The organism is Legionella sp. (genome assembly GCF_047605385.1).
In the GTDB taxonomy this organism is placed as follows: domain Bacteria; phylum Pseudomonadota; class Gammaproteobacteria; order Legionellales; family Legionellaceae; genus Legionella.
The window spans coordinates 1-24,950 of sequence record NZ_JASGFU010000020.1; the positions used below are offsets into that span (position 1 = coordinate 1).

Genomic DNA, 24,950 nt, shown 5'->3' on the forward strand with positions numbered 1-24,950 from the left:
AGGCTATTTCCTCTTTCTCTCTGTCATTAAGTTAAAGAAAATCGTAGGTTGGGCCAAGGCCCAACCTACAACTCTATTTAAAAATCCTTAAGTTGACGCCATTGTCTGAACGGTTACAACTTATTTTATACAAAACTAAGATCTTAATTCGCATTTGCCCGTTTCTGTAATTTAACCAAAGCTGCAACTAGTGGCAACGCGGGCAAATTCCATAAATATTTAAAGCGTGATCTGTCATTTTAAATTTTGCCTGCTCTGCAATTGTTTTTTGCCTTTGCTCGATAATTTCATCAACAAACTCTTCGACGCAACCACATCTGACACAAACCAAATGATCATGATGAGCACCTTGACTCAATTCAAAAACAGAATGTCCGCCTTCAAAATTATGACGTACAACCAATCCAGCATTTTCAAATTGAGTAAGTACTCGATAAACCGTGGCTAATCCTACATCTTCTCCAGTCTCAAGCAATGCTTTATATACTCCTTCAGCACTTAAATGATGCTGCAAGGATTGTTCTAAGATTTGTAATACTTTTAGGCGCGGTAAAGTAATTTTTAATCCCGCACTTTTTAATTGTTTACTTTCATCCATTAGAGCTCCCGGGGCTTTGCCCTAAAAATTTAATGGCTATGATTAGTATAATGTAGTTCCGCGCACCTTTCAGATGTCTTTCAGCAAATGACGTGCTATTATGGCGAAATTTTTAATGGTAGGCAAAAAAATGCGAATAATAATTTTTCTTCTTAGTATTTTATGCACTTATACACTCACCCAATGCTCATCTTTTGACTTGGCACGTCGAATAGCACAACAAGGAAACTTAATCCCCAAAGAGAAGGTAGACCGCTTAAGACTTGGCATGAGTAAAAACGATGTTGCCATCTTGATGGGAACCAGCTTATTAAGTTCAACCTTTAATGACAATCGTTGGGATTATGCATACACTTGGCGTAAAGGCCGTGGCAATATTATCATGGTTACCGTAAGCCTTTATTTCGCTAATGGTACTTTAAAACGCATTGAGCGTAATCCTTAGTTTATCTGTTGGGCCTAACTAAGCATTAAGGATAGGCCCACTTAAGAAAATTTACTTCTTCGCGTGTACCCTGTGCCTACGGTTATCTTTTGGATCTAAAAGCAAAGGTCTATAAATTTCTACCCGGTCTCCATCTTTGAGTAGTGTATCTAACGCAACCTGTTTCGCATAAATGCCCACCATCATTGCTTTAGTTTCTGGATGGGAACTATAGATTGCAGATGCATCCAAAGCATCTGCAACCGTAGCTCCATCGTTTAGCTCTAAAGAAAAGTGAACCGTTTTACGTGCCTTATTTACATAGATCAACTCAATCTTAACCATATAAAGCCTGAGCACGTTCACAAAAAGAATCAACCATTTTATCAGTAACCTGCTCAAAGACCGGACCAAGTAGCATGGAAAACATCCGTCCAGCAAACTCAAATTCCAAGTCAAATGAAATAGCACACCCCTCTTCAACGGCATCAAAACGCCAAAAACCTTCCAAATGGCTAAAAGGACCATCCACCAAACGAATTTCAATCATCTTATTAGCTTGCAAACGATTACGAGTAGTAAAGGATTTACTCATTCCTGCAGCACCAATTACTAACGTTGCCTGCACTTCATCTGCATCACGGTGATGCACTATGCTTTCAGTACAATAAGGTAAAAATTCCGCATAATGCTCTACTTCATTAACCAAACGAAACATTTGCTCACAGGTGTAATTAACGGTTCTTGATTTTTTTACTATAGTCATATGATACTCCCAGGAACATTTTGACTTAGCCAAAGGCTTATATCTCTAATTTCTTCCATACAGACAGAATGTTCCATAGGATACTGATGATTAGAAAGATGTGTATACCCATTATTTAATAGCCAGTCTTTACTCATTTCAACCCATTTAGGTAAAACCAAAGGATCAAATGTTCCTGATCCTATAAAAAATGGTGTGCGCTTATCAAGAACCGGACGATTATGATCGGCGAGAGGCAAATAAGCAGAGAGAGCAATTACCCCTCCCAAACGCCCATGCGTATGCAATGCCGTATGCAATGCCATAGCACCACCTTGAGAAAAACCTGTCAGAAAAATCTGTTCTAAAGAAAATCCATCTTTGATTTGCTCCTCCATGACCTTACGAATAATTAATTCAGATTGTTCAATCCCTTGTTTATCTTGTCTATCAACCAGCTCCAGTCCAAGAATATCATACCACGCAGGCATTACCATGCCATTATTAAGCGTTACTGGGCGCATTGGAGCATTGATAAATACATGACGCAAGGCTACATCAATCGTAACCAACTGATTTGCCAAGCTTTCCATATCTGAAGCATCAGCGCCTAAACCATGCATCCAAATAACACAAGCTTGCGCTGGCACTTGAGACTCTCTTATATAAACACTCAAAACAATCCCCTTTAATACAAAAGACAAATTATCGCCAATGCAACAACACAGTTCAAGCCATTATGTTAAGCAAATACCGAGTAACTTCAATTTGCATCACTTTATCAAGATTTACTCGCTTGGACTTTGACCTTTTTTAATGATTTATCACGAAATCCCGTAACTTAATGCAATTTTAAAATTTCCACGCATACAGGTGGCTTATCCTTTATTACGGTCATATGTGCAAGTACTGATTCAAAATAATCTTGTTCATTTACAAAATACCCATATCCTTTTTAAATCAAACTGACTGCGGCCCAATCATGTCAAGAAAAAGCAGGAAAAATATTCTTCGAAAAATTACTGCAGAATCAAAAATGTGATGCTAGACTTTTAGGCGAGTGGGCTGCTGTGTGTTCCACGGATTATTATTTTAAATCAGATGTTTAAAGACCAATTAAGTTAAGAAAGAAGTATGGTATTAAATTATGGGACATACATTTTTAAAATCTACAATTGCAGTTGCTTTATTCGCTTCGAGTACTGTATTTGCAGCTAACGCAACTAGCGGACAATTAGTGATAATCAATAGCCTTGGTAACGTTCCACCTACTGGTAACGCAGGTTCTTCTGCATCTAGCGTTTCTGTTGTGGTTTCAGACAGCACTGGTCCATGTTCTACTACGGCAACCCTTGCTTATATGGGTACGCTAACTGTTAAATGGAGTTCTACCGCTACTCACAGCGCTACTTCATGCACAGGTATTACTTCTGTGGCTGTTACGCCATTAAAAACAACTGTAGGTTCTATTAGTACGATTGTTTATGACTCTGTCACTACCACTACTATTCCTGCAACTACTGCTACAGCACCTATAACCTACACTCCACCCACTGCTGCTTATCCAAATATAACCTTGACTATTCGTGGCGACGGAATCCCCGCTGCAACAGCAACGGCAAGTGCGACAGCCTGGGGTATTGTTGCAGCTGCAGCTCCTGTATTTGATGCGGGTAATGGTTCATTAGACACTGTTGGTATTCCAGGAGGATCGGGTTCTGTTGGTTTGAAAGCCGAAAGCTTGATGAGAAGTTATGCGATTATCCCACATAATTCTGTAGTTCAATAATATTTAAATAATATTATTAAATTGTGTGATATAGTATGCAATACTAGCCTAGGGGAAGCATTTCTTCTGGGCTAAACGTAGGATCAAATAATTTTTACCGACTATTTCATGAAATTACCTCTAATTTTAACTGCTATGCTAACAGTATTTGTTCTTTCTGGTTGTGGGCAAAAAGGGCCTCTTTATCTACCACAAACAGCAAAAAGTGCGACAGCCTCCGAAAAATAAGATACTGAAACAGTGGATAATATAATGAGTATAAACTTTAGCAAAATGCATGGCTTAGGTAATGATTTCATGGTCATTGATGGCATTAATCAAGATATTGATTTAACCAGCAAACAAATCGCTAAACTGGCACAACGAAATACTGGTGTAGGCTTTGATCAATTATTATTAATAGAGTCAAGTACTCAGGATAATATAGATTTTAATTACCGTATTTTTAATGCCGATGGCCAAGAAGTGGGACAATGCGGTAATGGTGCACGTTGTTTAGCCATATTTGCCAAACATCATGGATTAACTACTAAAAATCACTTAAAAGTAGCAACAAAAACCACACAAATGAGTTTGCATATTAATGCTGACCACACGGTTAGTGTGGATATGGGTGTGCCCCAGTTAAACCCTCTCGCAATTCCCCTAAAAGCACAGCAACAAGCATGTGAATACCAATTATCTCTCGACGATGGAACGATAGTATCCCTGCATGCGCTAAGTGTAGGCAATCCCCATGCTGTTCTAATAGTTCCTGAGGTTGCAACTACCCCGGTAACCACCTTAGGCCATCAAATTAGCTTCCATCCTTGCTTTCCTGAACAAACCAATGTCGGATTTATGCATATTATTAATCCACACCATATTAAATTGCGGGTTTATGAGCGTGGTTGCGGAGAAACATTGGCATGTGGTAGTGGCGCAGTAGCTGCCGTCGCCGTTGGTCGTTTGTACCATCACTTAGATAAAGAAGTGCGAGTAAGCGTTCCTGGAGGTGACTTGCTTATTAATTGGCCTGATTTTACCCAAAATATTATTTTACGTGGTCCAGCAATTCTAGTTTATGAAGGACAAGTGGCTTCTTCATTTCTATAATCTAACGCTCTTGCATTTTTTAGCAAAGGAGGGAGTAATAAAAGTTAAATAGTTAGTCGTCCGAATTTTTAACGAGTTCCGCTCAACTGATGTTTCTTAAGCTTCCAACGCTTATGCATCCAATTCCATTGCTCTGGATGAGCTAAAATGATACGCTCCAGTGCTTGATTATATGCTAAAGTATTTTGATATAAAGCCTCAGCAGCAGAATCATAATCTTTCCAAAGAATAGGATCGTAAAATTCTAAAACATGCTTTCCATTAGGCAAACGATAACCTGCAGCAGGAATAACAGGAACACCAGTGTAGCGTGATAAAGTTGCTAAACTACGATACGTTCCAGCTTTTTCGCCAAAAAACTCGACAGCAATTCCATCGCGATTCACTAAGGATGCATGTTGATCCAAAACAAAAATAACAGCATGGTTTTGCTCTAAAGCAGAACAAACCTTATCAAGTGAATTTTTTTTAGGAATAACATTTAAGCCAACTTGGTAATACTGCTTAAATAAACTACGTTCAATGGCCTTAATCGATAAAGTGCGACGGATGAAGTGAAACTGCCCCTGAAATTCTTTAAAGTTTAAAACACCACCAATGGGAGCTACTTCCCAATTACCAAAATGCCCAGTTAAAACTAAAACACCCTTCTGTTGCGCAACAACAGAAAGCATATGCTCATGACCACGCACTTCAACTAAATCGCGAAGCTTTGCTTCACTCATGAAGCGTAATTGCAAAGCTTCTTTGAATGATTTAAGTAAGTGAGAATAATACGCCATTGCCAGATGCTTTTTTTTTGTGGCATTTAAACGATCACCGTACACACGCTCAATATTCTCCATAATAATTTGGCGCTTATAAGGAATATACTTATAAATCATACGGCCAAGAAAACTTACCGGCAATTCATTTATTTGCTTCTCTAAATCACTCACAGGATTTAATCACCAAGCAAGTATTCATACTGGCAAACCCTCTATTAAGAATTAATGCATGTGCGGGTCCAACCAAAGATTGATGCGCTGTGCTTACTGCCAAGCAGCTACAACTTGGCGCCACTTGTTCTAAATTGGCAATACCAGGGATACACTGCGATTCAAGTGCATACGTTGACATAACAGTGTCAATTAATCCAGAAGCACAAATGGTATGCCCCATAGACCATTTAAATCCAGTAACTGGTATTTTTTGCTCAGCAAATACCGCATTGATTGCTTGAGCCTCACTATCATCAGACTTAATATTACCATTCCCGTGTGCCACAATAAAATCGATATCGTGAGGAGTCAGTGCTACTTTATCTAAAGTATGCTTCATTAGTTCTGTTAATTGCTGCCCATCTTCTTCGATTGAAAATAATCCAGCTACTTCACTCTTTGCAAAACCGCCAACAACCTCACCATAACATTTAGCCGAACGCATACGTACGCTAGCCTCACTTTCTAAAACCAAAGCAGCGGCACCTTCAGCCATAATAGTGCCATCATGAGCTTCATCGAATGGTCTTAAATGTTGGTGACTTAATACACCTAATTGCTCGTAATAGAATAAAGATTGTGGTTCTAAAGCGATGTCATAAGCAACTACTAACGCTCGCTCAACCTGACCACTACTAATGGCATGATAGGCTTCGATTAATGCTTGTGTACCACCCACTGCATGATTCGTCACATTATGATTAGGCCCCTTAAAGCCATAAGTAATTCCCGCATAAGCTAAGACATTATTTGGCAAAATACGTAATAACCACATCGGGTGGACTTCATCAAATAATTGCTGCGCAAAAGATTGCATCTGCCCTTGTGATTTAGCCAATAAGGGTAAAAAATCATATTGCTGAAAATACTTATTTCCAGGAGAACCGACAAAAATGGCGGTTTGTTCATTAAACTCTACAGTATCACTTAATGAATCACGAAAAGAAAGCATTTGACTATGCTCAATTGCCTGCACAGCGGCATTAATCCCAATCACATCTTGGCGTGAAATCACTTTAATTAATTTGCGATCCGGTAACATTTTTGCTGCATGAAACTCTTTTAGCTCCCCTCCCAGGCGAGCTGGCCACTCTGATAAATCCCACTGGGCGATTTCAGCAATGCCACTTTGGCCCATTAAAATCGCATTCCAAGTAGCATCCGCAGTATTTCCGGAGGCAGTTACAGCACTTCGGCCGGTGATAAATACTTTATTTTGTTGATTCATCGGCCTGCTCCGTCAAATTCAGGATGCTTAAATAACAAGCAGCTATTTGAACCACCAAATCCAAAAGAGTTAGAGAGAACAACCCCTAAAGATTTTTCTTGTGGACCATCAACAATGTAATCCAAATCACATTCAGGATCTGGTATTTTTAAATTCGCATTCATTGGAATTTGTGCTTGTTCAATACTTTTAACCGAAATAACCGCCTCCAAAGCACCAGCAGCTGCAATCAAATGCCCTGTTTGTCCCTTGGTGGAACTTACTGGTAATCGCGCTATATGCTCACCAAATACTGCTTTAACCGCATTAGACTCACTTAAGTCATTCATTTTTGTGGATGTGCCATGGGCATTAATATAATCCACATCACAGGCTCGCACTCCCGCATCCGTTAATGCACGCTCTATGGCTTGAATAGCACCATCACCATTAGGATGTGAATCGGTAATTCGATAGGAGCTTAAAGAATTTCCTTCACCTGCGAGCTCCGCATAAATATGCGCGCCACGAGCTTTTGCTTTTTCCCATTCTTCAAGAATTAAGAATGCGGCACCTTCGCCTAACACAAAGCCATTACGCGTTGCATCAAAAGGACGACTGGCCGTTTCTGGAGTATCGTTATACGTAGAAAGCGCACCAAGTAAGCAGAAACTGGATAAACCAATGGGATTAATCATTGAATCAAAACCACCAGCAAGAATGAAATCAGCATCACCACGACGGATAACGTGCATTGCCAAACCTAAAGCTTGTCCTCCTGAAGCACATGCAGTATGAACCGAAGAAGCATAGCCACGAATACCAAATTGTTGGATAAGTAAAGACAAACCAGAGTTAGTAGTGGTTTTCCCAAAATCAGCTAATTTATAAAATTCACACGTGCGTTGTTGTAACTGCTGCCAATTAATCTCACCCTCGGATGCGCAGACTTGTTGGAAGCGATGCAAATAATCATATTCAGCAGTCATCATTCCACTTCCAGTCACCACACCCCACTGTGAAGCGGTTTGTTCTGTAGGCAAAATTCGTGCATCATCAAAGGCTTGTTGTGCTGCTTCTAAAGCATATTGGGTAAAAGGCATTGCAAAACGAGTATGTTTATTTTTTAATGCAGGACTCGGTTGAAAATTTTTCACCTCAGCTGCAATATAAGTGGGAAATGCACTTGCATCAAAATGCTGAATCGAGGCAATTCCTGATTTACCAGCCAGTAAATTTGACCAAGTGGATTCTACACTGTGACCTAAGGGAGACACAGCCCCTAAACCTGTAATCGCTACACGTCTTTGTTTCATGTTATTTACCTCGAAGGAACAAGTATCACTTCCGCAACACATACTCGTTTACCCGAAACGTCACTGCGGTAAGCCAAGACTAATTCTTCTTCCGTATGTTGTTTGACGGTGACACAACATTCAATTACATCGCCAGGATGAACAAATTCATTCATTTTAATTTTTCGCAACTCACGAACGCGATATTGTTGCGAATAGCCTGCACGAACAATAAATTCGCGTGCCAAACTTAATTTACATTCCAGCAATACAGTCATAGGAAGTACAGGCTTTTTAGGAAAATGGTCTGATAGATAGGGAGCTGCTCGTGTAACGCGCTTTTCCGCAACAAGACTAATCCCTGCCTCACTCGAGCAGATGCGGTCAAAAGTCATGGGAACCATAGCCAACCCAGAATGGGTGCGCAGCTCTTCTTTGCTAACCACAGAACTTGTAGTACAAATTAAGTCCCAATCACCGGGCCTAGCAATTTCATTGTATTGCTGGGTGACTTCATCAATGTGAATAAAATCCGCCATGGGGAGCAAAGGGCCTAAAGCCCCTTCAACACTAAAAATAAGGTCTTCGCCTACTTTAGCGATGCTATGATACTCTACTGCGCGTTCATCTATGTTGTCTATATACGATTCGAGCAATAAAGTTTCTCCCACATAGGCAGGACGGTACAAACGAGCACTTGCAACAATGCCAGCAACAGGCCGCTGTGAGAAACCATTATGCTGCATTACATTCCAAGCTGCCAATTGACCTAATGTTTCACCAATTAAAGAAGAGATAAAACAAGGGAGGCCTTCTTCATCAACAGTTAGAAAAGCATCATCACGTGTAATGTGCTTAATCCCCCGGATAACTTGGCCAGGAGATGATTGCACAATTCGATCAACGAACAAAAATCGCATTGTTCATCACGCTGAAACTTGTTGTTCTTGTCTTGCAGAAACAACAAGCTTGCAAAAGGTCTCAACAGTGAACAGCATTGGGATTTCATTAACTTTCATGTTGGCTTTGAATTGATCTGCAGGAACTTCGCTTAAATAGCTTTTCAACACCTCTAAACCTTGAGCAGTTATTATCCCACCTTTTTCAAATTCATCTTCAGCTAAAGAACCACGTGCATTTTTTTCTAATTGACCCCGAGGGATCTTTATTTTGAATTCTTTTTCCAATTGAAAAACTAAATCAAGAAAATCAATTGATTCAGCACCCAAATCAGCAATTAAACGACTATTTTGTGATATTTCTTCTTCATCAATCACTAATACATCAGCAATAATTTCTCTAACTTTAGGATAAACATCAGCTACATTCATTATTTTTTCCTCAGAGAGCGGCAATTTACAAAGCCGCAAAGTATACCATAAATTTCTTTAAAGGCACAAAGTTAACGGAAAAAGGCCTAAGCGTCAGATATTGTTAACCTATTTGGCTATATCCGGCATCCACAAATAAAGTATGACCATTAATCATTGCTGCTTCAGGCAAGCACATTAAATAAACAGCATCAGCAACATCCTGAGGGGTCAATGGTCTATCGCTTAATGAATGCGCCTGATATTCATCCAATAATTGCTCACGGTTTGGGAAATGTTTTAAGGCATCCGTATCCACCACACCTGCAGAAATAGTATTCACAGTAATACCATCCGCCGCCAATTCGAGACTTAATGCCCGAACTAATGCTTCAAGAGCTGCTTTAGAAGCACCAATAAACGCATAATTAGGAATTGCACGATGTGCACCCAAGCTTGATAAAGCCAATACTCGACCACCGCGAGGCATTAAAAAGCGACCTTCCACTGATAAATGATTTAACGCCAAAGCATTAGTCTCTAAACACCAACGCCAGTGCTTAGTTGACATCTTAAGAGCTGGCTTTAAAACACCACTTGCTGCATTACTGATTAAAAAATTCAAATGACTAAAATGCTCACGAAATTGTGCAAACATTTCTTTAACAGAAGTATGGTCAGCCACATTGGCTTGAAAGGCTACCGCCTTACGCCCCATTGTTTGCAATTCGTCAACTAAAGCCTGTGCTTCATCAGAGCTATTGTAATACACAATGGCAATATCAGAGCCTGCTTGCGCTAACTTTAATGCAGTCGCCTTACCAATACCACGGGCTCCGCCAGTAATTAATCCTACCTTACCTGTGAAAATTGAACTCACTAGAGGATCCTCTCGCTTAAAATAAATACGCACATTTTCATTTTTATTGACTAACAATGCAATGTTTATAGCATAAAATTTTTAAATAACTTGTTTCTCAAAGCCTAAATTTGTACTATCGACACACGATACAACAACCACCTATTAATGAATGAAGTACCCTTGGTCTAAAACTGTATTTCCCATTGCTGCGATTTTTGCCTTTCGTATGTGGGGTTTATTTTTACTCATTCCAGTATTTAGTATTTATGCTGAACACTTGCAGGGAGCGACCCCAACCCTAATAGGCCTAGCTTTAGGAATTTATGGTTTAGCCCAAGGCCTACTGCAAATGCCGTTTGGTGTGTTTTCAGACAAAGTTGGCCGTAAGCCCATGATTACCATAGGCTTAATTCTTTTTGCCTGTGGTAGCATGTTAGGAGCATTTACCGACTCCATCTATGGCATGATCTTTGCACGTGCCTTACAAGGCACCGGTGCTATAGGCAGTGTATTAATTGCTTTATTGGCAGATTTAACTCCTGACACTCAACGGACTAAGGCCATGGCTGTAATTGGTATGACTATTGGCACTTCCTTTAGTTTAGCAATGATCATTAGCCCTGCGTTATCCCATCGGTATGGTTTGGCTGGTATTTTCTATCTAACAACCGGATTGTCACTTCTAGGTCTAATCTTGCTCCACTTAGTCATTCCTAAACCGGCTAAAGAACGCTTTCATAAAGATAGTGAGGCTAATCCGGCTTTATTTAAGCAAGTAATCAGTAACTGCCATTTGCAACGTTTAAATGTGGGTATCTTTTGTCAGCATTTTATATTAACTGCGACCTTTTTTGCTATTCCATTTATTTTAAAGAAGCAAATGGCACAAGGACATATACATGCTCAATGGCACTTTTATTTACCCCTTATGGTAATTTCATTCTTATTGATGATTCCCTTTATTATTCTTGCAGAAAAGAAAAAACTAATGAAACCTGTTTTTCTAACTTCAGTCTTGGTGATGGCTTTATCACAATTATTTCTCGCTTATAGTTACCAAAATTGGTTTGCTCTGTGTTTACTGATGCTTACTTTTTTCATCACCTTTAATGTACTTGAAGCAGCGTTACCCTCTTTAGTTTCCAAGCAAGCTCATCCAAACAGCAAAGGAACAGCCATGGGGATTTATTCTACCAGTCAGTTTTTAGGACTATTTGCTGGTGGAGCACTTGCTGGTATTTTATACCAATGGAATAGTAGTTATGGTGTATTCATTGTTAATGCACTGTTAGGCTTATTGTGGTTTGCCATCTCATGCTCCATGAACCCTAATGTCTACCTGTCTACCTTAATTATCTCGTGTCCTTGGTCTCAGGAAAATAAAGGCATCATGGCTCAACTTCGCAAGACCCACGGAGTCGTAGATACGTTTTTTGCTCAAGAAGAGCAAGTACTGTATGTCCGCGTAGATAAGGAATATTATATCGATGGAAGTGTTGAACGTATCTTACACCTTTAGAGCAAAAAATGACCAATAAAAATTTAAACTGGCTATCTTGGATAACGGAAATTCAAACTATTGCCCAAAACGGATTAACCTTTTCGCAAAATGATTTTGATAAAGAACGTTATTCTCGTTTGCGTGAATTAGCAGCGGAAGTTGCAGCCTATTATTCTGAAAACAATTTAACAAAAGCAAAAAATTTGTTCTTACTAGAAGAGGGCTATGCTACTCCCAAGCTGGATGTGCGCTCCTTTATCCTGCATGAGAATAAGCTATTATTAGTAAGAGAACGAGTAGATAATTTGTGGACTTTACCTGGTGGCTGGGCCGATGTAAATGAATCACCATCAGAAGCAGTAATTCGTGAAACCAGAGAGGAAACAGGATTTGATGTGGCGGCAATACACTTACTTGCTTTATGGGATAAGCTAAAGCATGATCATCCACCACAATGGCCACATGCGTACAAATGCTTTTTTCATTGTGAGTTATTGTCAGGAGAAGCAACACCCAATTTAGAAATTTCTGAAGTAGATTTCTTTGCAGTTGATAAATTACCTCCACTATCAACACACAGAGTAACGCAAAAGCAGATACTACGGCTTTATGAGCATATGTTTCACTCAACCCTAACACTTTTTGATTAATACATTGCTGGGCAAGAGCTACCTAAATTAGGTATACTCTTTACCTAACTTTCGCATACAGGAGATTACAAATGGCACGTGGAATAAATAAGGTCATTTTGATTGGTAACGTCGGAGTAGATCCAGACGTACGTTATTTACCTAATGGCAATGCAGTAACCACTCTTTCAATTGCTACCAGTGAATCATGGAAAGATAAAAACACTGGTGAAAAACAAGACCGCACTGAGTGGCATCGTGTAGTCTGCTTTAACCGTTTAGGTGAAATTGCTGGTGAATATGTCCGCAAAGGCACAAAACTTTATGTAGAAGGCAGCTTAAGAACAAGAAAATGGCAAGATCAGCAAGGTCAGGACCGCTACACTACTGAAATCGTTGCTAACGATATTCAAATGCTCGATAGCAAAGGCAGTTCTATGGGTGGTTATGATGACATGCCTCAGGCTCAGTACGCACCACAGCAAAATTCTAGACCCGCACAAGTGTCGCCACAATCACAGCAAATACCACATGATGCATTTGATCAATTGGACGATGACGTCCCATTTTAATTTCCATCATTATAAATTTTGTTAATTATTTCGCTTAAGGCTCTTTAATACAAGGGCTTTTTGTTTTTATATAACCTCAGCTCTCGTTTAACTAGATTTTCGGCATTTTCATTTATTTTTTGATTGAAAAAGCAAGTGATTAGGTTATAAAAATATGGGTTTTCATTATTTGATGTGGCACCGAATTGTCCAGCAAATATCCTGCTTACTACCAAAGGATAGTCTCTTAGCTAGCTCATCATGCTCTGATAGAAAACATCTCGATGAGTTCAATTCGAGAGAAATGAGGCCGTGACGTTTTTGTTTTAGGAGAGTTTTGCCTCAACAAACTCTCCTAAAGTGTGAGGCCATTATTAAATGATTTATAAAATAAAAAACCCGCGTTAGCGGGTTTTTTTATACCAATAATCTTGCTTATTCAGCAACTGGTCTGTCTAGCAACTCTACAATTGCCATAGGTGCATTATCACCCTCTCTAAAACCACACTTGATGATACGGATGTAACCACCAGGACGCTTTTGGAAACGTGGGCCTAAATTAGTAAATAATTTGCCTACTGCAGACTTGGATCTCAAAATATCAAATGCATGACGACGTGTAGCAACTGAATCAATTTTACTTACAGTGATTAATGGCTCAATATAGCGTCGTAAGTCTTTAGCTTTAGGCAGAGTAGTTTTGATTAACTCATGCTCAATTAAAGAACAGCACATATTTGAGAACATCGCCTTACGATGACTACTTGTACGGCCAAAACTACGGCCAGAATTACGATGACGCATAACAAAAACTCCTAAACATTACTCGCCAAGATTAGCTGGCGGCCAATTCTCAAGTTTCATTCCCAGCGATAATGAACGTGAAGCTAAAACATCCTTAATTTCCGTTAGAGATTTCTTACCGAGATTAGGAGTTTTTAATAATTCATTTTCAGTACGTTGTACTAAATCGCCTATATAATGAATATTTTCTGCTTTTAAGCAATTAGCAGAGCGAACTGTTAACTCTAGATCATCAACAGAACGTAATAGTATTGGATCAAAATCATTACGTTCTTTATTATCAGAACGAGACTCTTCAAACTTCATATCAACAAATGCATGAAGCTGTCTTTGAAGGATACTTGCAGAAATACGAATTGCTTCTTCAGCATCAATTGTTCCGTTAGTTTCCAATTCAATAGTTAACTTATCTAAATCAGTACGGTTTTCAACACGTGCACTATCTACAAAGTAAGCAACTTTTTTAACTGGTGAAAACGTATTATCGATCTTTAATTTACCAACTGATTTCTTTTCGATTTCATCATCAAAATGTCTAATGAAGGAATCAGTACTATGGAATCCAATTCCTCTTTCAACTTTTAATGTCATATTTAATTTGCCTTTTTCATTCAAATTAGCAATGACAAGCTCAGGATTAATTACTTCAACACCATGAGTAAGTTGAATGTCACCTGCTGTAACTTGGCAAGGACCTTGTTTATTAAGCGTTACTACAGCTTCTACACCAGTTGTCAATTTAATTGCAACTAGTTTCAGATTCAGCAATAGATCAACAACATCTTCCTGCACGCCTTCAATAGTGCTGTACTCATGAAGAACACCATCTATTGAAGCTTCAGTAATTGCACTTCCGGGCATAGATGACAGTAATATACGTCTCAAAGCATTGCCGAGGGTATGACCAAAGCCACGCTCCAAAGGCTCTAAAACTATTCTAGCTTTATACGGCGACTCAGCCTGAACCTTAAGAACAGTAGGTGTCAGCATTTCATTGATTTCAGTATACATTCAGCTATTTCTCCGAGCTTACTTAGAGTAAAGTTCTACAACTAGATTAACGTTGTAGTCTGAAGATAAGTCAGTTAACGTTGGTGCTGTAGAAAAAGTTCCTTTAAACGTAGAAGTGTCTACAGTAATCCAGTCACATGGCGCCCTTTGTTCAGACAAAGCTAAAGCAGCTTGAATACGAGCCTGACCTTTTGCTTTTTGACGAACAGTAATTACATCACCAGGTTTAACTAAATACGATGGAACATTAACTACCTTATCATTAACAAGTATTGCTTTATGCGCAACTAGTTGTCTCGCTTCAGCACGTGTACTTGCGAACCCCATACGATATACAACATTATCTAAACGGCGTTCTAAAAGAGTCATTAGGTTTTCACCAGTAGCACCTTTCATACGAGCAGCCATTTTATAATAACCACGGAATTGTTTCTCGAGAACACCATATAATCTTCTAATTTTTTGTTTTTCTCTTAACTGAATTCCATAGCCATTCAGGCGTGGTTTCTTGTCACCATGTTGCCCTGGTAATTTTTCAGACTTACATTTTGACTTATGATCACGAACACCACTTTTTAGTAATAAATCACAACCTTCACGACGTGATAACTTACACTTTGGACCAAGATATCTAGCCATTAATTACTCCTGAGTCTTACACGCGACGTTTTTTAGGTGGTTTGCACCCATTGTGTGGGATACCCGTAACATCGGTAATTTCTACAATTTTAAAATCCTGTGCGATTAATTCACGGATTGTGGATTCTCTTCCAGGACCAGGACCACGTACAAACACAGCCACTGATTTCATACCATATTCTTTTGCAACAGCAGCAGCACGCTCAGTTGCTACCTGTGCAGCATAAGGTGTACTTTTTCTTGAACCTCTAAAACCAGAACCACCTGATGTTGCCCAGCACAAAGCGTTGCCTTGTCTGTCTGTGAAAGTAACAATTGTATTATTGAAAGATGCATGCACGTGAACGATACCATCAGACACAACACGTTTTATCTTTTTGCGTACTTTTTGCTGTTTTGACTTTGTTATTGCCATCTTACTTTCCTACATAAAAAATCAATTAGTAGTGCCTTTTCTGCGACCTTTGCGAGTACGAGCATTAGTTTTCGTACGTTGTCCGCGTAAGGGCAAACCTCTTCTGTGTCTTAATCCGCGATAACATCCCAGGTCCATTAGGCGTTTAATGTTCATCGTAATTACACGACGCAAATCACCTTCTACAGTAATTTTCGCAATTTCCGTTCTCAATGATTCCAATTGAGCATCAGACAGTTGCGAAACTTTAGCTGAAGGTTCGATACCTACTGTTGAACATAATTTTAAGGATGTAGTTTTACCGATACCATAAATAGCTGTCAAAGCAATTACGACATGCTTGTGATCTGGTATGTTTACTCCTGCAATACGAGCCATTAACTTCTCCGAACGTTATTTGTTCTGTCGAAAGGGACAGAAGAATACTATTTTTATAAAATTAAATCAAGCAGGATCTTAACCCTGCTTTTGCTTATGTCGGGCATCTTTACAAATAACACGTATAATGCCACTTCTTTTAATAATCTTGCAATTGCGACAAATTCGCTTTACAGATGCTCTAACTTTCATTCATAACTCCGACAAAGATCATAGTAGACCAGGTAACTTGGTACCTTTAAAATTAGCCTTTTTCATTAAAGAGTCATATTGCTGTGTCATTAAGTGTGCTTGAACTTGTGCAACGAAATCCATAATTACCACAACGATAATCAGCAAAGATGTTCCTCCGAAATAAAAAGGGACATGCCATGTAAACATCAAAATCTGAGGCAATAAACAAACTAAAACTAAATATAATGCACCAACCAGAGTCAAACGAGTCATTACTGCATCAATATACTTAGCTGTTTGTTCACCAGGTCTAATTCCTGGAATATATGCACCAGATTTCTTTAAATTTTCCGCAGTATCTTTAGGGTTAAATACAAGCGCGGCATAAAAGAACGCAAAGAATAATATAGCAACTGCATACACAATTAGATACAAAGGCTGACCTGGTGATAAAGCCATACCAACATCCGATAACCAGCCTAAACCTTTAGTATGAGAAAAAAATTGGGCTAGTGTTGCTGGTAACAATATAATACTGGATGCGAAAATTGGAGGAATCACACCAGACATATTTATCTTTAAAGGCAGGTGGCTTGTTTGTGCCGCATAAACTTTTCTACCTTGAGTTCGTTGTGCATAATTGACTCTAATACGTCTTTGAGCTCGCTCCATAAACACCACAAAACCTGTAACAACAACTACAATTGCCGCAATAATAATTAATGTTAGCGCTTGCATCTGTCCTTCTTTTACTTGCTGAAGCACTGAAGCAATTGCACTAGGCATGCTTGAAACAATACCTGAAAAAATAATTAGGGAAATACCATTACCCACCCCTTTTTCAGTTATTTGCTCACCCAACCACATTAAAAACATTGTACCAGTAACTAAAGTAATTACTGCAGTAAAGTAAAATGAAATATCAGGATGAAGTGCGATTTGCTGCCCTGCTAACCATCGCGCCATTCCTAAGGACTGAAATATAGACAGTACCAAAGTTAAATATCGAGTATATTGATTTATCTTTCTGCGGCCAGATTCTCCTTCTTTTTTCAATTGTTCAAGCTTTGGTGAAACAACTGAGAAAAGCTGGATAATGATAGACGCAGAGATATACGGCATAATACCAATAGCAAATACTGTCACTCTCGATAAGGCGCCACCAGAAAACATATTAAATAAGCCAAAAATCGTATTTTGCTGTTCATTAAAGAAATTAGCCAAGCGTGCAGGATCCAATCCTGGAACTGGAATATGCGCACCTAATCTATAAACTAAAATCCCAAGAATAACAAATAACAATCTTGTTTTAAGCTCAGCCAACCCACCACGTGATTGGCTTCCATTATGTTTTTGGTTTTTCATAGTCACTCTTCTATACTGCCGCCTAAACCTTCAATGGTTGAACGAGCTCCTTTAGTGACCCTTAAACCCTTCAGTTTGATGGCCTTAGTTAATTCACCAGATAAAATAACTTTTACATCTTTAATCGCACAGTTAATTAAACCAGCTTCGCGTAATACTTTTAGATCAATTACTTCAGCAGTTAATTTATCAAGTTCATTTAAACATACTTGATCAATTGTTTTACCAACACGAGATTTAAAGCCCATTTTTGGCAGACGTCTTTGAATTGGCATTTGACCGCCTTCAAAGTTGATCTTGTGGAACCCACCTGCTCTAGCTTTTTGGCCTTTGTGCCCTTTCCCACTAGTTTTACCTAATCCAGAACCAATGCCACGTCCCAAACGTTTTTTAGGGCGGCGAGAACCTGGATCTGGTGATAGTGAATTTAAATTCATCACGCACTCTCCTCAACAAGCAACAGGTAGTTAACCGTATTAATCAGACCACGTATTGCTGGGTTATCATTATGATAAACCACCGAGTTAGTTTTACCTAAGCCCAATTGTTTTACAATTGAAACATGCTTTGGCTTTCTACCTATAGTACTTTTAATCAAAGTAATTTTAATTTTCTTTTCCATAATTAGCCCGCCATAACTTCTTCAACAGTTTTACCACGTTTAGCAGCAACGTAATCAGGAGTACCAATATTTGTTAAAGCACCAATTGTTGCACGAACAATATTACTTGGATTAGTAGAACCAATGCTCTTAGCTAAAATATTTTGTACGCCAAGTACTTCAAGTACTGCACGCATTGCACCACCAGCAATAATTCCAGTACCTTCACTAGCAGGCTTCATAAATACTTTAGATGCGCCATAGTTCCAAGTAATTTCATGGTGAATAGTTGTTCCGTTAAGTGGAATATAAACCATATTTTTCTTAGCTTGTTCCATTGCTTTTTGGATAGCAATTGGCACTTCACGTGCTTTACCACGGCCAAAGCCTACTCGACCTTTACCATCGCCAACAACAACAAGAACTGCAAAGCCGAATACACGTCCACCTTTAACAACTTTTGCTGTACGGTTAACTGCTACCAACTTCTCTTGGTAGCCATCTGTTTTAGGTGATTCTTCGAATGCCATAATCGTTCCTTAAAAATCTAACCCAGCTTCGCGTGCCCCTTCAGCAAGGGCTTTCACGCGGCCATGATATTTATAACCAGCACGATCAAATGCAACTTGAGTAATACCCTTTTCGCTAGCGCGCTTTCCAAGCATCTTACCTACAAGATTTGCCTGCTCTACTTTGCATTTACCGGTTAAACTGGCTCTTAATTCTTTATCATTAGTTGAGCAAGAAGCTAATATTTTATCACCAAGCACATCAGCTTGAATAATTTGTGAATAGATATGCACACCACTTCTATAAACAACTAAACGTACCCTGCCTGATTTACGAATCAGAGCTTTTGCTTTTAATCCACGTCTTTCACGCGAGCTATGCTTATTATTCATAACTTAGACCTTATTTTTTCTTCGCTTCTTTACGAGCAATTTGCTCACCAGCATACCGAACACCTTTTCCTTTATAAGGCTCTGGTGGTCTGAATGCCCTGATTTCAGAAGCAACTTGTCCGAGAATTTGTTTATCAATACCTTTTAGTAAAATCACTGTATTACTAGGGGTCTCAACAGTAACACCTTTTGGTAATACGTATTCGATTGGGTGTGAGAATCCTAAGGATAATGTTACGGATTTATCTTTAGATTGCGCTCTATAACCAACCCCCACTAATTCCAGTGTTACTACAAAGCCTTCAGTAACACCATGAACCATATTGCTCACTAATGCTCTAGCGGTTCCTGCTTGAGCCCAAGCTTTTGGATCATTAGATGCAGGGCCAAACTCAAGATGCTTTGATTCATTGTTTTTAGTGACTTTCACTAACTTATTAATTTTTTGGGTTAATGTTCCCTTCGGCCCTTTAACTGTTATTTCCCCATCAACCAATGTAACTTCAACATTAGCGGGATGAGATACGGGGGCTTTTGCTACTCTAGACATATCATTCCTCTCAAGTATTAAGCCACTTCACAAATGACTTCGCCACCAACGCCTTTCAGCTTTGCAGATACATGAGTCATTATGCCTTTAGATGTGGACAATATAGCCACGCCAAATCCAGGAATAGAAGTTAGATCTTTATAAGATTTATATACTCTTAATCCAGGCTTACTAATTCTCTTAATTAACTCAATAACGGGTCTACCATGATAATACTTCAGCTTAATCGTCATTAATTTAAGATTATTATCTAATGCTTCAACGAAGAAATCTTGAATATAACCTTCTTCTTTCAAAACACGAGCGATTTCTTCTTTTAAATGAGAAGAAGTTAATGTTACTTGCTGATGTTTCGCTTGTTGACCATTTCTAATTCGGGTCAGCATATCAGCAATGGGATCATGCATACTCACAATCGTTCTCCAAAAATGTTACCAGCTGGACTTTCTGCCGCCTGGTATATTGCCAACCATTAGCTGCTGTCTTAAGCAAATTCTGCAAAGACGGAACTTACGAAATACCCCATGCGGACGACCACAAGATTGGCATCTCATTTTATAACGCACACGATTTGAATTAACAGGTAATTTTGCTAACTTTTCCTGACTGTCCATAATCACCTGAAAATCATCAGATGACTTAATTAACTTTTTCAGTTCATTTCTGCGTTGTTTGTATTTCTCTACAAGCCTGGCACGCTTTAACTCGCGCATAAGCATAGATTTCTTAGCCACAATGTCACCCTTCTATTTTTTGTCTCTGTCTTTTAATGGAAGATTAAACGCTTCTAATAAAGCTTTTGCTTCTTCATTAGTTTTAGCAGTTGTAGTGATACAAATATCTAATCCACGAATGCCGTCAGTTTTATCATAGTCAATTTCGGGGAACACGATCTGCTCATGTATACCCATACTGTAGTTACCAGTACCATCAAAAGATTTAGGATTTAGACCACGAAAATCTCTTACGCGAGGTAAAGTTATAGATACTAATCTGTCTAAAAACTCATACATGCGCTGACGTCTAAGTGTTACCTTACAGCCAATAGGCCAACCTTCTCTGATTTTGAAACCAGCTAAAGATTTTCTCGCTTTGGTAACAACAGGTTTTTGTCCAGCAATTAGAGTCATGTCTTCGAGTGCATGATTCATAACTTTTTTATCGCCCACAGCTTCACCAACACCCATATTTAGGGTGATTTTAACAAGCTTTGGCACTTCCATAATGCTGGAATAGTTGAACCGCTTCATCATCATAGGGACGATTTCTTTCTTGTAAAAATCATTAAGTCTTGCCATTTGAATCACCTAATTAAACACGGTCAATTATTTCATTGTCAGATTTAAAGTATCTTACTTTAATACTAACACCGTTACTCTCTATAAACTTAAAACCCACTTTATCCGCTTTTTTAGTGGTAGGATTATAATGAGCAACGTTTGAAACGTGTATTGGTGCCTCAATAGATACAATGCCACCTTTACCATCAGCTTTCTGAGGATTAGGCTTAACGTGTTTCTTATTTAAGTTAGCACCTTCAACGACAATACGATTATTGTCTGTTACTCGTAGGACTTTACCTACATGACCTTTACTTTTACCGGCGATTATAATTACTATGTCGCCTGTCTTAATACGTTTCATATTTAATCCTTCTCACAATACTTCTGCTGCCAGAGAAATAATTTTCATAAATTTCTCTCGTAGCTCGCGAGTAACGGGGCCAAATATACGAGTACCAATTGGCTCGTTTTGGTTATTTAAAAGCACTGCGGCATTGCCATCGAAACGGATCAAAGAACCGTCATCTCTGCGCACACCTTGAGCTGTTCTAACAACAACAGCCTTCATTACAGCGCCTTTCTTTACTTTACTTCTTGGTATTGCGTCTTTAATACTTACCTTGATCACATCACCAACACGCGCATAACGTCTGTGTGATCCGCCAAGAACCTTAATACACATTACCTTACGTGCTCCACTATTATCAGCTACATCGAGCACAGTCTGCATTTGGATCATTATTTTACTCCAGCTCTGATTTAGACCAGAAAAAGGCTGCTGATTATATCAGGCCTTTTAGGGTTTTAAAAGTACATCAACAAAGTTGATTAGGAAATTACTTCGACTAATACCCAGCTTTTTGTTTTAGAGAGCGGTCTTGACTCACGGATTTTCACCATATTACCAATTTTACACACTTGATTTTCATCATGTGCATGTAACTTGGTTCTACGCTTTATAATTTTGCCATACTTTGGATGCTTTACTGAACGCTCGATCATCACAACTATAGTTTTATCCATTTTGTCGCTAACTACTTTTCCAACCATTGTTCTGGCGTTTGATTCATTAGTAGACATATCACTTACCTGCCTTTTCAGTCAAAATTGTTTTAACTTGTGCCACCAACTTACGCACCTTAGTAATGAGATGTGTCTTATCCAGTGAACCATTTGCTTTTTTCATGCGTAAGTTTAATTGTTCTTTACGCAAGGAAAGCAATTCGTTATTCAGCTCTGTAACTGATAAATCACGTAATTCTTGTAGGGTTTTCATTACATCACCTCCCTTTCTTCAAACATTACTTTGAAAGGAAGTTTCGCTTTAGCCAGATTAAAAGCTTCCATCGCAAGCTCTCTCGACACACCTTCCATTTCAAATAAAACCTTACCAGGTTGTATTTGAGCAACCCAATATTCAACGCTACCTTTACCTTTTCCTTGACGAACTTCAAGAGGCTTTTGAGTAATTGGTTTATCGGGGAACACTCTAATCCAAATTTTACCGCCACGCTTAATATGACGAGTCATGGCGCGACGTGCTGCTTCAATTTGGCGAGCAGTCAAACGTCCGCGTTCTATCGCTTTCATTCCAAACTCACCGAAACTAATATTGCTACCACGTAAGGCCAAACCTCTGTTACGGCCTTTCATTTGTTTGCGGTACTTAGTACGCTTTGGTTGTAACATGATTTTTAATCCTCACTCACTGGGCACTGTCAGTAGATCTTTTCTTTTGTGGGAGAATTTCACCCTTAAAAATCCAAACTTTGACACCAATAATACCGTAAGTAGTTTTAGACTCTGCTGTACCATAATCGATATCAGCTCTAAATGTATGTAATGGAACACGACCTTCTCTGTACCATTCACTACGAGCGATTTCAGCCCCACCAAGTCGACCACTTACGCAAATCTTAATTCCTTTAGCACCTGCTTTAAGAGCAGAAGTTACCGCACGTTTCATAGCACGTCGGAACATAACGCGTTGCTCTAATTGCTGTGCAATACTTTCAGCAACAAGCGTTGAATCAAGCTCAGGTTTTTTGATTTCTTCAATATTTAAGTGAACTGGCACACCTAATTTATTAGAGATTTCGCTGCGTAGAGTTTCAATACCGCCACCTTTTTTACCAATAATCACACCAGGTCTAGCTGTTTGAATTGTAACTACTGCATTGTTTGCTGGACGTTCAATTAAAATACGACTTACAGCAGCTGCCATTAATTTTTTCTTTAATTCAGCACGTAATTTAATGTCTTGAATTAAGAATTCACCGTACTTCTTACCTGCAAACCACTTTGAGTTCCAGTCTTTAATAATACCTAGGCGTATGCCTATAGGGTTAACTTTTTGTCCCATTGCTATTCCTCATCAGATACTTTAATCGTGATATGGCAGGTACGTTTGCAAATACGGTTTGCACGACCTTTAGCTCTGGGACTAATGCGTTTTAAAGTTGTCGCTTCATCAACACAGACCATATCAACTTTCAAATCATCAATATCTGCCCCATTATTATTTTCAGCATTAGCAATTGCTGACTCTAATAATTTAAGCATTAATTGAGCACCTTTCTTTGGTGTATACTTGAGGACATCAAGTGCACCAGATACTTTCATATTTCGTATCATATCTGCTACCAATCTGCCTTTTTGAGCAGAAAGTGGAGCCCCTTTTAACTTAGCTGTAACTTTCATCATATCCTCTTACTTACCTTTAGCCTTTCTGTCACCAGAATGGCCTTTGAACGTACGAGTCATGGCAAACTCACCTAACTTATGGCCAACCATATTATCTGTAATAAATACAGGTATATGCTCTTTGCCGTTATGAACAGCAATAGTCAAATCAATCATTTCAGGAATGACTGTTGAGCGTCTAGACCAAGTTTTAATTGGTTTTTTTGATTTGTTTGCAACTGCGGCTTCAACTTTAACAAGCAGATGCTGGTCAATAAATGGACCTTTTCTTATAGAACGAGCCACTTGATATCCTCTCAAAAATTATTTCTTTTTACGTCTTCTGACAATAAAACCATCGGTACGTTTATTGCTTCTGGTCTTGTAACCTTTAGTAGGTACACCCCATGGAGACACAGGATGACGTCCACCAGAAGTGCGGCCTTCACCACCACCATGCGGATGGTCAACAGGGTTCATCGCCACCCCACGTACCGTTGGTCGAATACCTCTCCAACGCTTAGCACCTGCTTTACCTAATGAACGTAAGCTATGTTCACTATTGCTTACTTCCCCAACAACTGCTCTGCATAAAACATGAATTTTACGCATCTCTCCAGAGCGTAATCTTAAAGTTGCATAAATACCTTCTCTTGCAACTAATTGACCACTAGCACCTGCGCTACGTAGGATTTGTGCGCCTTTACCTGGCTTCATTTCAACACAGTGAATTGTGCTACCAACAGGTATATTTTTAAGTGGTAAACAATTTCCCACACTAATAGGAGCATCAGCACCACTTACAACTTTATCACCAACGTTCAAATTAGCAGGAGCGATTATATATCTTCTTTCGCCATCTTTATAGACAATCAACGCAATCAAAGCAGTTCTGTTAGGATCATATTCAATACGTTCTACTCTTGCCTCAATACCATCTTTAATACGTTTGAAGTCAATAATACGGTATTGATTACGTTGACCGCCACCGATATGTCTTACAGTGATTCTACCCTGGTTATTACGTCCGCCTGTTTTCTTTAGTTTTTCAACTAAAGAAGCGTGTGGTCTTCCTTTATGAATATGGTGATGAACCACACGTAATTCGCCACGCTTACCGGGCGATGTAGGTTTAGATTTTAATAGTGCCATCTTAATCT

41 protein-coding genes are annotated in these 24,950 nt (G+C 39.0%); 7 read left to right on the top strand and 34 right to left on the bottom strand.

Annotation, left to right across the window (positions count from 1 at the left end; translation table 11 throughout):
• Positions 1–187 precede the first annotated feature (187 nt).
• Positions 188–598, bottom strand: a complete 411-nt coding sequence (gene fur, locus QM652_RS06415; protein WP_415073990.1) for a ferric iron uptake transcriptional regulator — start codon at positions 596–598, stop codon at positions 188–190.
• A 100-nt stretch (positions 599–698) separates the two neighbouring features.
• Here fur and QM652_RS06420 point away from each other — a divergent pair, with 100 nt between their 5' ends.
• Positions 699–1,043 (top strand): outer membrane protein assembly factor BamE, encoded by a 345-nt coding sequence (locus QM652_RS06420; protein WP_415073992.1) that lies wholly within the window; start codon positions 699–701, stop codon positions 1,041–1,043.
• Positions 1,044–1,094: 51 nt separating this feature from the next.
• Here QM652_RS06420 and QM652_RS06425 read toward each other — a convergent pair whose 3' ends face one another.
• Genes QM652_RS06425 through QM652_RS06435 form a run of 3 tightly spaced genes read right to left on the bottom strand, consistent with a single transcriptional unit; the run spans position 1,095 to position 2,444 of the window.
• Positions 1,095–1,367: an RnfH family protein gene (locus QM652_RS06425; RefSeq protein WP_415073994.1), complete on the bottom strand. Its 273-nt coding sequence runs from the start codon at positions 1,365–1,367 to the stop codon at positions 1,095–1,097.
• Complete coding sequence (locus tag QM652_RS06430; RefSeq protein WP_415073996.1) at positions 1,360–1,788, bottom strand: type II toxin-antitoxin system RatA family toxin; 429 nt, start codon at positions 1,786–1,788, stop codon at positions 1,360–1,362. The genes QM652_RS06425 and QM652_RS06430 overlap by 8 nt, the downstream gene beginning before the upstream one ends.
• A complete protein-coding gene (locus QM652_RS06435; RefSeq protein WP_415073998.1) occupies positions 1,785–2,444 on the bottom strand; it encodes an alpha/beta hydrolase in 660 nt (219 codons plus the stop codon). Before QM652_RS06435 ends, QM652_RS06430 begins: the two co-directional genes overlap by 4 nt.
• 470 nt (positions 2,445–2,914) lie before the next feature.
• Here QM652_RS06435 and QM652_RS06440 point away from each other — a divergent pair, with 470 nt between their 5' ends.
• The 3 genes from QM652_RS06440 to dapF all read left to right on the top strand — a co-directional run bounded on the left by QM652_RS06440 (position 2,915) and on the right by dapF (position 4,651).
• Positions 2,915–3,556, top strand: a complete 642-nt coding sequence (locus tag QM652_RS06440) for a hypothetical protein (RefSeq protein WP_415074000.1) — start codon at positions 2,915–2,917, stop codon at positions 3,554–3,556.
• 108 nt (positions 3,557–3,664) lie between these two features.
• Positions 3,665–3,784: an LPS translocon maturation chaperone LptM gene (gene lptM, locus QM652_RS06445; protein WP_415074002.1), complete on the top strand. Its 120-nt coding sequence runs from the start codon at positions 3,665–3,667 to the stop codon at positions 3,782–3,784.
• A gap of 24 nt (positions 3,785–3,808) precedes the next feature.
• Positions 3,809–4,651 (top strand): diaminopimelate epimerase, encoded by an 843-nt coding sequence (gene dapF / locus QM652_RS06450; protein WP_415074004.1) that lies wholly within the window; start codon positions 3,809–3,811, stop codon positions 4,649–4,651.
• Between the two features lie 68 nt (positions 4,652–4,719).
• Here the strand turns inward: dapF and QM652_RS06455 are convergent, their stop codons facing one another.
• The 6 genes from QM652_RS06455 to fabL form a co-directional block, all read right to left on the bottom strand.
• On the bottom strand, positions 4,720–5,589 hold the full coding sequence (locus QM652_RS06455) for a lysophospholipid acyltransferase family protein (RefSeq protein ID WP_415074006.1): 870 nt from the start codon (positions 5,587–5,589) through the stop codon (positions 4,720–4,722).
• Positions 5,582–6,859 (bottom strand): beta-ketoacyl-[acyl-carrier-protein] synthase family protein, encoded by a 1,278-nt coding sequence (locus tag QM652_RS06460; protein WP_415074008.1) that lies wholly within the window; start codon positions 6,857–6,859, stop codon positions 5,582–5,584. The genes QM652_RS06455 and QM652_RS06460 overlap by 8 nt, the downstream gene beginning before the upstream one ends.
• Complete coding sequence (locus QM652_RS06465) at positions 6,856–8,154, bottom strand: beta-ketoacyl-[acyl-carrier-protein] synthase family protein (RefSeq protein WP_415074010.1); 1,299 nt, start codon at positions 8,152–8,154, stop codon at positions 6,856–6,858. The genes QM652_RS06460 and QM652_RS06465 overlap by 4 nt, the downstream gene beginning before the upstream one ends.
• 5 nt (positions 8,155–8,159) lie before the next feature.
• Positions 8,160–9,053 (bottom strand): 3-hydroxyacyl-ACP dehydratase FabZ family protein, encoded by an 894-nt coding sequence (locus QM652_RS06470; protein ID WP_415074012.1) that lies wholly within the window; start codon positions 9,051–9,053, stop codon positions 8,160–8,162.
• A 6-nt stretch (positions 9,054–9,059) separates the two neighbouring features.
• Positions 9,060–9,464 carry an acyl carrier protein gene (locus QM652_RS06475; protein WP_415074014.1) on the bottom strand — a complete coding sequence of 135 codons (405 nt, stop codon included), beginning with the start codon at positions 9,462–9,464 and terminating at the stop codon, positions 9,060–9,062.
• 103 nt (positions 9,465–9,567) lie between these two features.
• Positions 9,568–10,323, bottom strand: coding sequence for an enoyl-[acyl-carrier-protein] reductase FabL (gene fabL, locus QM652_RS06480; RefSeq protein WP_415074016.1), 756 nt, complete (start codon positions 10,321–10,323; stop codon positions 9,568–9,570).
• Between the two features lie 151 nt (positions 10,324–10,474).
• Here fabL and QM652_RS06485 point away from each other — a divergent pair, with 151 nt between their 5' ends.
• The 3 genes from QM652_RS06485 (at position 10,475) to ssb (ending at position 13,007) form a co-directional block, all read left to right on the top strand.
• Positions 10,475–11,824, top strand: coding sequence for an MFS transporter (locus tag QM652_RS06485; RefSeq protein ID WP_415074018.1), 1,350 nt, complete (start codon positions 10,475–10,477; stop codon positions 11,822–11,824).
• 8 nt (positions 11,825–11,832) lie between these two features.
• The gene (locus QM652_RS06490; protein WP_415074020.1) at positions 11,833–12,456 is read left to right on the top strand and encodes an NUDIX hydrolase; all 624 of its coding nucleotides are present in this window, start codon (positions 11,833–11,835) and stop codon (positions 12,454–12,456) included.
• Between the two features lie 71 nt (positions 12,457–12,527).
• On the top strand, positions 12,528–13,007 hold the full coding sequence (ssb, locus tag QM652_RS06495) for a single-stranded DNA-binding protein (RefSeq protein ID WP_415074022.1): 480 nt from the start codon (positions 12,528–12,530) through the stop codon (positions 13,005–13,007).
• Positions 13,008–13,421: 414 nt separating this feature from the next.
• Here ssb and rplQ read toward each other — a convergent pair whose 3' ends face one another.
• From rplQ to rplB, 24 genes are all read right to left on the bottom strand, one after another.
• Positions 13,422–13,790, bottom strand: a complete 369-nt coding sequence (rplQ, locus tag QM652_RS06500; protein ID WP_415074024.1) for a 50S ribosomal protein L17 — start codon at positions 13,788–13,790, stop codon at positions 13,422–13,424.
• A gap of 18 nt (positions 13,791–13,808) precedes the next feature.
• Positions 13,809–14,801: a DNA-directed RNA polymerase subunit alpha gene (locus QM652_RS06505; RefSeq protein WP_415074026.1), complete on the bottom strand. Its 993-nt coding sequence runs from the start codon at positions 14,799–14,801 to the stop codon at positions 13,809–13,811.
• An 18-nt stretch (positions 14,802–14,819) separates the two neighbouring features.
• On the bottom strand, positions 14,820–15,440 hold the full coding sequence (rpsD, locus tag QM652_RS06510; RefSeq protein ID WP_415074028.1) for a 30S ribosomal protein S4: 621 nt from the start codon (positions 15,438–15,440) through the stop codon (positions 14,820–14,822).
• Between the two features lie 16 nt (positions 15,441–15,456).
• Entirely contained in the window at positions 15,457–15,855 is a 399-nt protein-coding gene (rpsK, locus tag QM652_RS06515) for a 30S ribosomal protein S11 (RefSeq protein WP_415074030.1), read from the bottom strand.
• Between the two features lie 21 nt (positions 15,856–15,876).
• Entirely contained in the window at positions 15,877–16,233 is a 357-nt protein-coding gene (gene rpsM / locus QM652_RS06520) for a 30S ribosomal protein S13 (protein ID WP_415074032.1), read from the bottom strand.
• Between the two features lie 78 nt (positions 16,234–16,311).
• The gene (gene rpmJ / locus QM652_RS06525) at positions 16,312–16,425 is read right to left on the bottom strand and encodes a 50S ribosomal protein L36 (RefSeq protein ID WP_078061441.1); all 114 of its coding nucleotides are present in this window, start codon (positions 16,423–16,425) and stop codon (positions 16,312–16,314) included.
• Positions 16,426–16,443: 18 nt separating this feature from the next.
• Positions 16,444–17,772, bottom strand: coding sequence for a preprotein translocase subunit SecY (gene secY / locus QM652_RS06530; protein WP_415074034.1), 1,329 nt, complete (start codon positions 17,770–17,772; stop codon positions 16,444–16,446).
• A gap of 2 nt (positions 17,773–17,774) precedes the next feature.
• Positions 17,775–18,209: a 50S ribosomal protein L15 gene (gene rplO, locus QM652_RS06535; RefSeq protein ID WP_415074036.1), complete on the bottom strand. Its 435-nt coding sequence runs from the start codon at positions 18,207–18,209 to the stop codon at positions 17,775–17,777.
• A complete protein-coding gene (gene rpmD, locus QM652_RS06540) occupies positions 18,209–18,394 on the bottom strand; it encodes a 50S ribosomal protein L30 (RefSeq protein WP_415074038.1) in 186 nt (61 codons plus the stop codon). Before rpmD ends, rplO begins: the two co-directional genes overlap by 1 nt.
• Positions 18,395–18,396: 2 nt before the next feature.
• Positions 18,397–18,903 carry a 30S ribosomal protein S5 gene (gene rpsE, locus QM652_RS06545; protein ID WP_415074040.1) on the bottom strand — a complete coding sequence of 169 codons (507 nt, stop codon included), beginning with the start codon at positions 18,901–18,903 and terminating at the stop codon, positions 18,397–18,399.
• Between the two features lie 9 nt (positions 18,904–18,912).
• Positions 18,913–19,275, bottom strand: coding sequence for a 50S ribosomal protein L18 (gene rplR, locus QM652_RS06550; RefSeq protein WP_415074042.1), 363 nt, complete (start codon positions 19,273–19,275; stop codon positions 18,913–18,915).
• A 10-nt stretch (positions 19,276–19,285) separates the two neighbouring features.
• Entirely contained in the window at positions 19,286–19,825 is a 540-nt protein-coding gene (rplF, locus tag QM652_RS06555; protein ID WP_415074044.1) for a 50S ribosomal protein L6, read from the bottom strand.
• Between the two features lie 17 nt (positions 19,826–19,842).
• Entirely contained in the window at positions 19,843–20,238 is a 396-nt protein-coding gene (rpsH, locus tag QM652_RS06560; protein ID WP_415074046.1) for a 30S ribosomal protein S8, read from the bottom strand.
• Between the two features lie 18 nt (positions 20,239–20,256).
• The gene (gene rpsN / locus QM652_RS06565) at positions 20,257–20,559 is read right to left on the bottom strand and encodes a 30S ribosomal protein S14 (protein WP_415074048.1); all 303 of its coding nucleotides are present in this window, start codon (positions 20,557–20,559) and stop codon (positions 20,257–20,259) included.
• A gap of 12 nt (positions 20,560–20,571) precedes the next feature.
• Positions 20,572–21,123: a 50S ribosomal protein L5 gene (rplE, locus tag QM652_RS06570; RefSeq protein ID WP_415074050.1), complete on the bottom strand. Its 552-nt coding sequence runs from the start codon at positions 21,121–21,123 to the stop codon at positions 20,572–20,574.
• Between the two features lie 13 nt (positions 21,124–21,136).
• Entirely contained in the window at positions 21,137–21,469 is a 333-nt protein-coding gene (rplX, locus tag QM652_RS06575; RefSeq protein ID WP_415074052.1) for a 50S ribosomal protein L24, read from the bottom strand.
• A 12-nt stretch (positions 21,470–21,481) separates the two neighbouring features.
• A complete protein-coding gene (rplN, locus tag QM652_RS06580) occupies positions 21,482–21,847 on the bottom strand; it encodes a 50S ribosomal protein L14 (RefSeq protein WP_415074054.1) in 366 nt (121 codons plus the stop codon).
• 89 nt (positions 21,848–21,936) lie between these two features.
• Positions 21,937–22,188, bottom strand: a complete 252-nt coding sequence (rpsQ, locus tag QM652_RS06585) for a 30S ribosomal protein S17 (protein ID WP_415074056.1) — start codon at positions 22,186–22,188, stop codon at positions 21,937–21,939.
• A gap of 1 nt (position 22,189) precedes the next feature.
• Positions 22,190–22,384, bottom strand: a complete 195-nt coding sequence (gene rpmC / locus QM652_RS06590; RefSeq protein ID WP_415074058.1) for a 50S ribosomal protein L29 — start codon at positions 22,382–22,384, stop codon at positions 22,190–22,192.
• The gene (gene rplP / locus QM652_RS06595) at positions 22,384–22,797 is read right to left on the bottom strand and encodes a 50S ribosomal protein L16 (RefSeq protein WP_415074060.1); all 414 of its coding nucleotides are present in this window, start codon (positions 22,795–22,797) and stop codon (positions 22,384–22,386) included. The genes rpmC and rplP overlap by 1 nt, the downstream gene beginning before the upstream one ends.
• 16 nt (positions 22,798–22,813) lie before the next feature.
• Complete coding sequence (rpsC, locus tag QM652_RS06600; protein ID WP_415074062.1) at positions 22,814–23,470, bottom strand: 30S ribosomal protein S3; 657 nt, start codon at positions 23,468–23,470, stop codon at positions 22,814–22,816.
• 2 nt (positions 23,471–23,472) lie between these two features.
• A complete protein-coding gene (rplV, locus tag QM652_RS06605) occupies positions 23,473–23,808 on the bottom strand; it encodes a 50S ribosomal protein L22 (protein WP_415074095.1) in 336 nt (111 codons plus the stop codon).
• 9 nt (positions 23,809–23,817) lie between these two features.
• Entirely contained in the window at positions 23,818–24,096 is a 279-nt protein-coding gene (gene rpsS, locus QM652_RS06610; protein ID WP_415074064.1) for a 30S ribosomal protein S19, read from the bottom strand.
• A gap of 18 nt (positions 24,097–24,114) precedes the next feature.
• Positions 24,115–24,942, bottom strand: a complete 828-nt coding sequence (rplB, locus tag QM652_RS06615) for a 50S ribosomal protein L2 (RefSeq protein ID WP_415074066.1) — start codon at positions 24,940–24,942, stop codon at positions 24,115–24,117.
• Positions 24,943–24,950: the final 8 nt, after the last annotated feature.

Excerpts from the sequence above, each read along its gene's own strand:
- QM652_RS06430 (WP_415073996.1), bottom strand. The coding sequence starts at position 1,788 with ATGACTATAGTAAAAAAATCAAGAACCGTTAATTACACCTGTGAGCAA.
- ssb (WP_415074022.1), top strand. The coding sequence starts at position 12,528 with ATGGCACGTGGAATAAATAAGGTCATTTTGATTGGTAACGTCGGAGTA.
- rpsM (WP_415074032.1), bottom strand. The coding sequence starts at position 16,233 with ATGGCTCGTATTGCAGGAGTAAACATACCAGATCACAAGCATGTCGTA.
- rplX (WP_415074052.1), bottom strand. The coding sequence starts at position 21,469 with ATGAAACGTATTAAGACAGGCGACATAGTAATTATAATCGCCGGTAAA.
- QM652_RS06475 (WP_415074014.1), bottom strand. The coding sequence starts at position 9,464 with ATGAATGTAGCTGATGTTTATCCTAAAGTTAGAGAAATTATTGCTGAT.
- rpmD (WP_415074038.1), bottom strand. The coding sequence starts at position 18,394 with ATGGAAAAGAAAATTAAAATTACTTTGATTAAAAGTACTATAGGTAGA.
- QM652_RS06440 (WP_415074000.1), top strand. The coding sequence starts at position 2,915 with ATGGGACATACATTTTTAAAATCTACAATTGCAGTTGCTTTATTCGCT.
- rpsD (WP_415074028.1), bottom strand. The coding sequence starts at position 15,440 with ATGGCTAGATATCTTGGTCCAAAGTGTAAGTTATCACGTCGTGAAGGT.
- QM652_RS06465 (WP_415074010.1), bottom strand. The coding sequence starts at position 8,154 with ATGAAACAAAGACGTGTAGCGATTACAGGTTTAGGGGCTGTGTCTCCC.
- rplF (WP_415074044.1), bottom strand. The coding sequence starts at position 19,825 with ATGTCTAGAGTAGCAAAAGCCCCCGTATCTCATCCCGCTAATGTTGAA.
- rplR (WP_415074042.1), bottom strand. The coding sequence starts at position 19,275 with ATGAATAATAAGCATAGCTCGCGTGAAAGACGTGGATTAAAAGCAAAA.
- QM652_RS06470 (WP_415074012.1), bottom strand. The coding sequence starts at position 9,053 with ATGCGATTTTTGTTCGTTGATCGAATTGTGCAATCATCTCCTGGCCAA.
- dapF (WP_415074004.1), top strand. The coding sequence starts at position 3,809 with ATGAGTATAAACTTTAGCAAAATGCATGGCTTAGGTAATGATTTCATG.
- rpsE (WP_415074040.1), bottom strand. The coding sequence starts at position 18,903 with ATGGCATTCGAAGAATCACCTAAAACAGATGGCTACCAAGAGAAGTTG.
- QM652_RS06420 (WP_415073992.1), top strand. The coding sequence starts at position 699 with ATGGCGAAATTTTTAATGGTAGGCAAAAAAATGCGAATAATAATTTTT.
- rpsK (WP_415074030.1), bottom strand. The coding sequence starts at position 15,855 with ATGGCAATAACAAAGTCAAAACAGCAAAAAGTACGCAAAAAGATAAAA.
- secY (WP_415074034.1), bottom strand. The coding sequence starts at position 17,772 with ATGAAAAACCAAAAACATAATGGAAGCCAATCACGTGGTGGGTTGGCT.
- rpsQ (WP_415074056.1), bottom strand. The coding sequence starts at position 22,188 with ATGTCTACTAATGAATCAAACGCCAGAACAATGGTTGGAAAAGTAGTT.
- rplO (WP_415074036.1), bottom strand. The coding sequence starts at position 18,209 with ATGAATTTAAATTCACTATCACCAGATCCAGGTTCTCGCCGCCCTAAA.
- QM652_RS06485 (WP_415074018.1), top strand. The coding sequence starts at position 10,475 with ATGAAGTACCCTTGGTCTAAAACTGTATTTCCCATTGCTGCGATTTTT.
- QM652_RS06425 (WP_415073994.1), bottom strand. The coding sequence starts at position 1,367 with ATGGTTAAGATTGAGTTGATCTATGTAAATAAGGCACGTAAAACGGTT.
- rpmC (WP_415074058.1), bottom strand. The coding sequence starts at position 22,384 with ATGAAAACCCTACAAGAATTACGTGATTTATCAGTTACAGAGCTGAAT.
- rpmJ (WP_078061441.1), bottom strand. The coding sequence starts at position 16,425 with ATGAAAGTTAGAGCATCTGTAAAGCGAATTTGTCGCAATTGCAAGATT.
- QM652_RS06460 (WP_415074008.1), bottom strand. The coding sequence starts at position 6,859 with ATGAATCAACAAAATAAAGTATTTATCACCGGCCGAAGTGCTGTAACT.
- rplE (WP_415074050.1), bottom strand. The coding sequence starts at position 21,123 with ATGGCAAGACTTAATGATTTTTACAAGAAAGAAATCGTCCCTATGATG.
- QM652_RS06490 (WP_415074020.1), top strand. The coding sequence starts at position 11,833 with ATGACCAATAAAAATTTAAACTGGCTATCTTGGATAACGGAAATTCAA.
- lptM (WP_415074002.1), top strand. The coding sequence starts at position 3,665 with ATGAAATTACCTCTAATTTTAACTGCTATGCTAACAGTATTTGTTCTT.
- rplN (WP_415074054.1), bottom strand. The coding sequence starts at position 21,847 with ATGATCCAAATGCAGACTGTGCTCGATGTAGCTGATAATAGTGGAGCA.
- rpsC (WP_415074062.1), bottom strand. The coding sequence starts at position 23,470 with ATGGGACAAAAAGTTAACCCTATAGGCATACGCCTAGGTATTATTAAA.
- QM652_RS06505 (WP_415074026.1), bottom strand. The coding sequence starts at position 14,801 with ATGTATACTGAAATCAATGAAATGCTGACACCTACTGTTCTTAAGGTT.
- rplQ (WP_415074024.1), bottom strand. The coding sequence starts at position 13,790 with ATGCGTCATCGTAATTCTGGCCGTAGTTTTGGCCGTACAAGTAGTCAT.
- rplV (WP_415074095.1), bottom strand. The coding sequence starts at position 23,808 with ATGAAAGTTACAGCTAAGTTAAAAGGGGCTCCACTTTCTGCTCAAAAA.
- fur (WP_415073990.1), bottom strand. The coding sequence starts at position 598 with ATGGATGAAAGTAAACAATTAAAAAGTGCGGGATTAAAAATTACTTTA.
- rplP (WP_415074060.1), bottom strand. The coding sequence starts at position 22,797 with ATGTTACAACCAAAGCGTACTAAGTACCGCAAACAAATGAAAGGCCGT.
- rplB (WP_415074066.1), bottom strand. The coding sequence starts at position 24,942 with ATGGCACTATTAAAATCTAAACCTACATCGCCCGGTAAGCGTGGCGAA.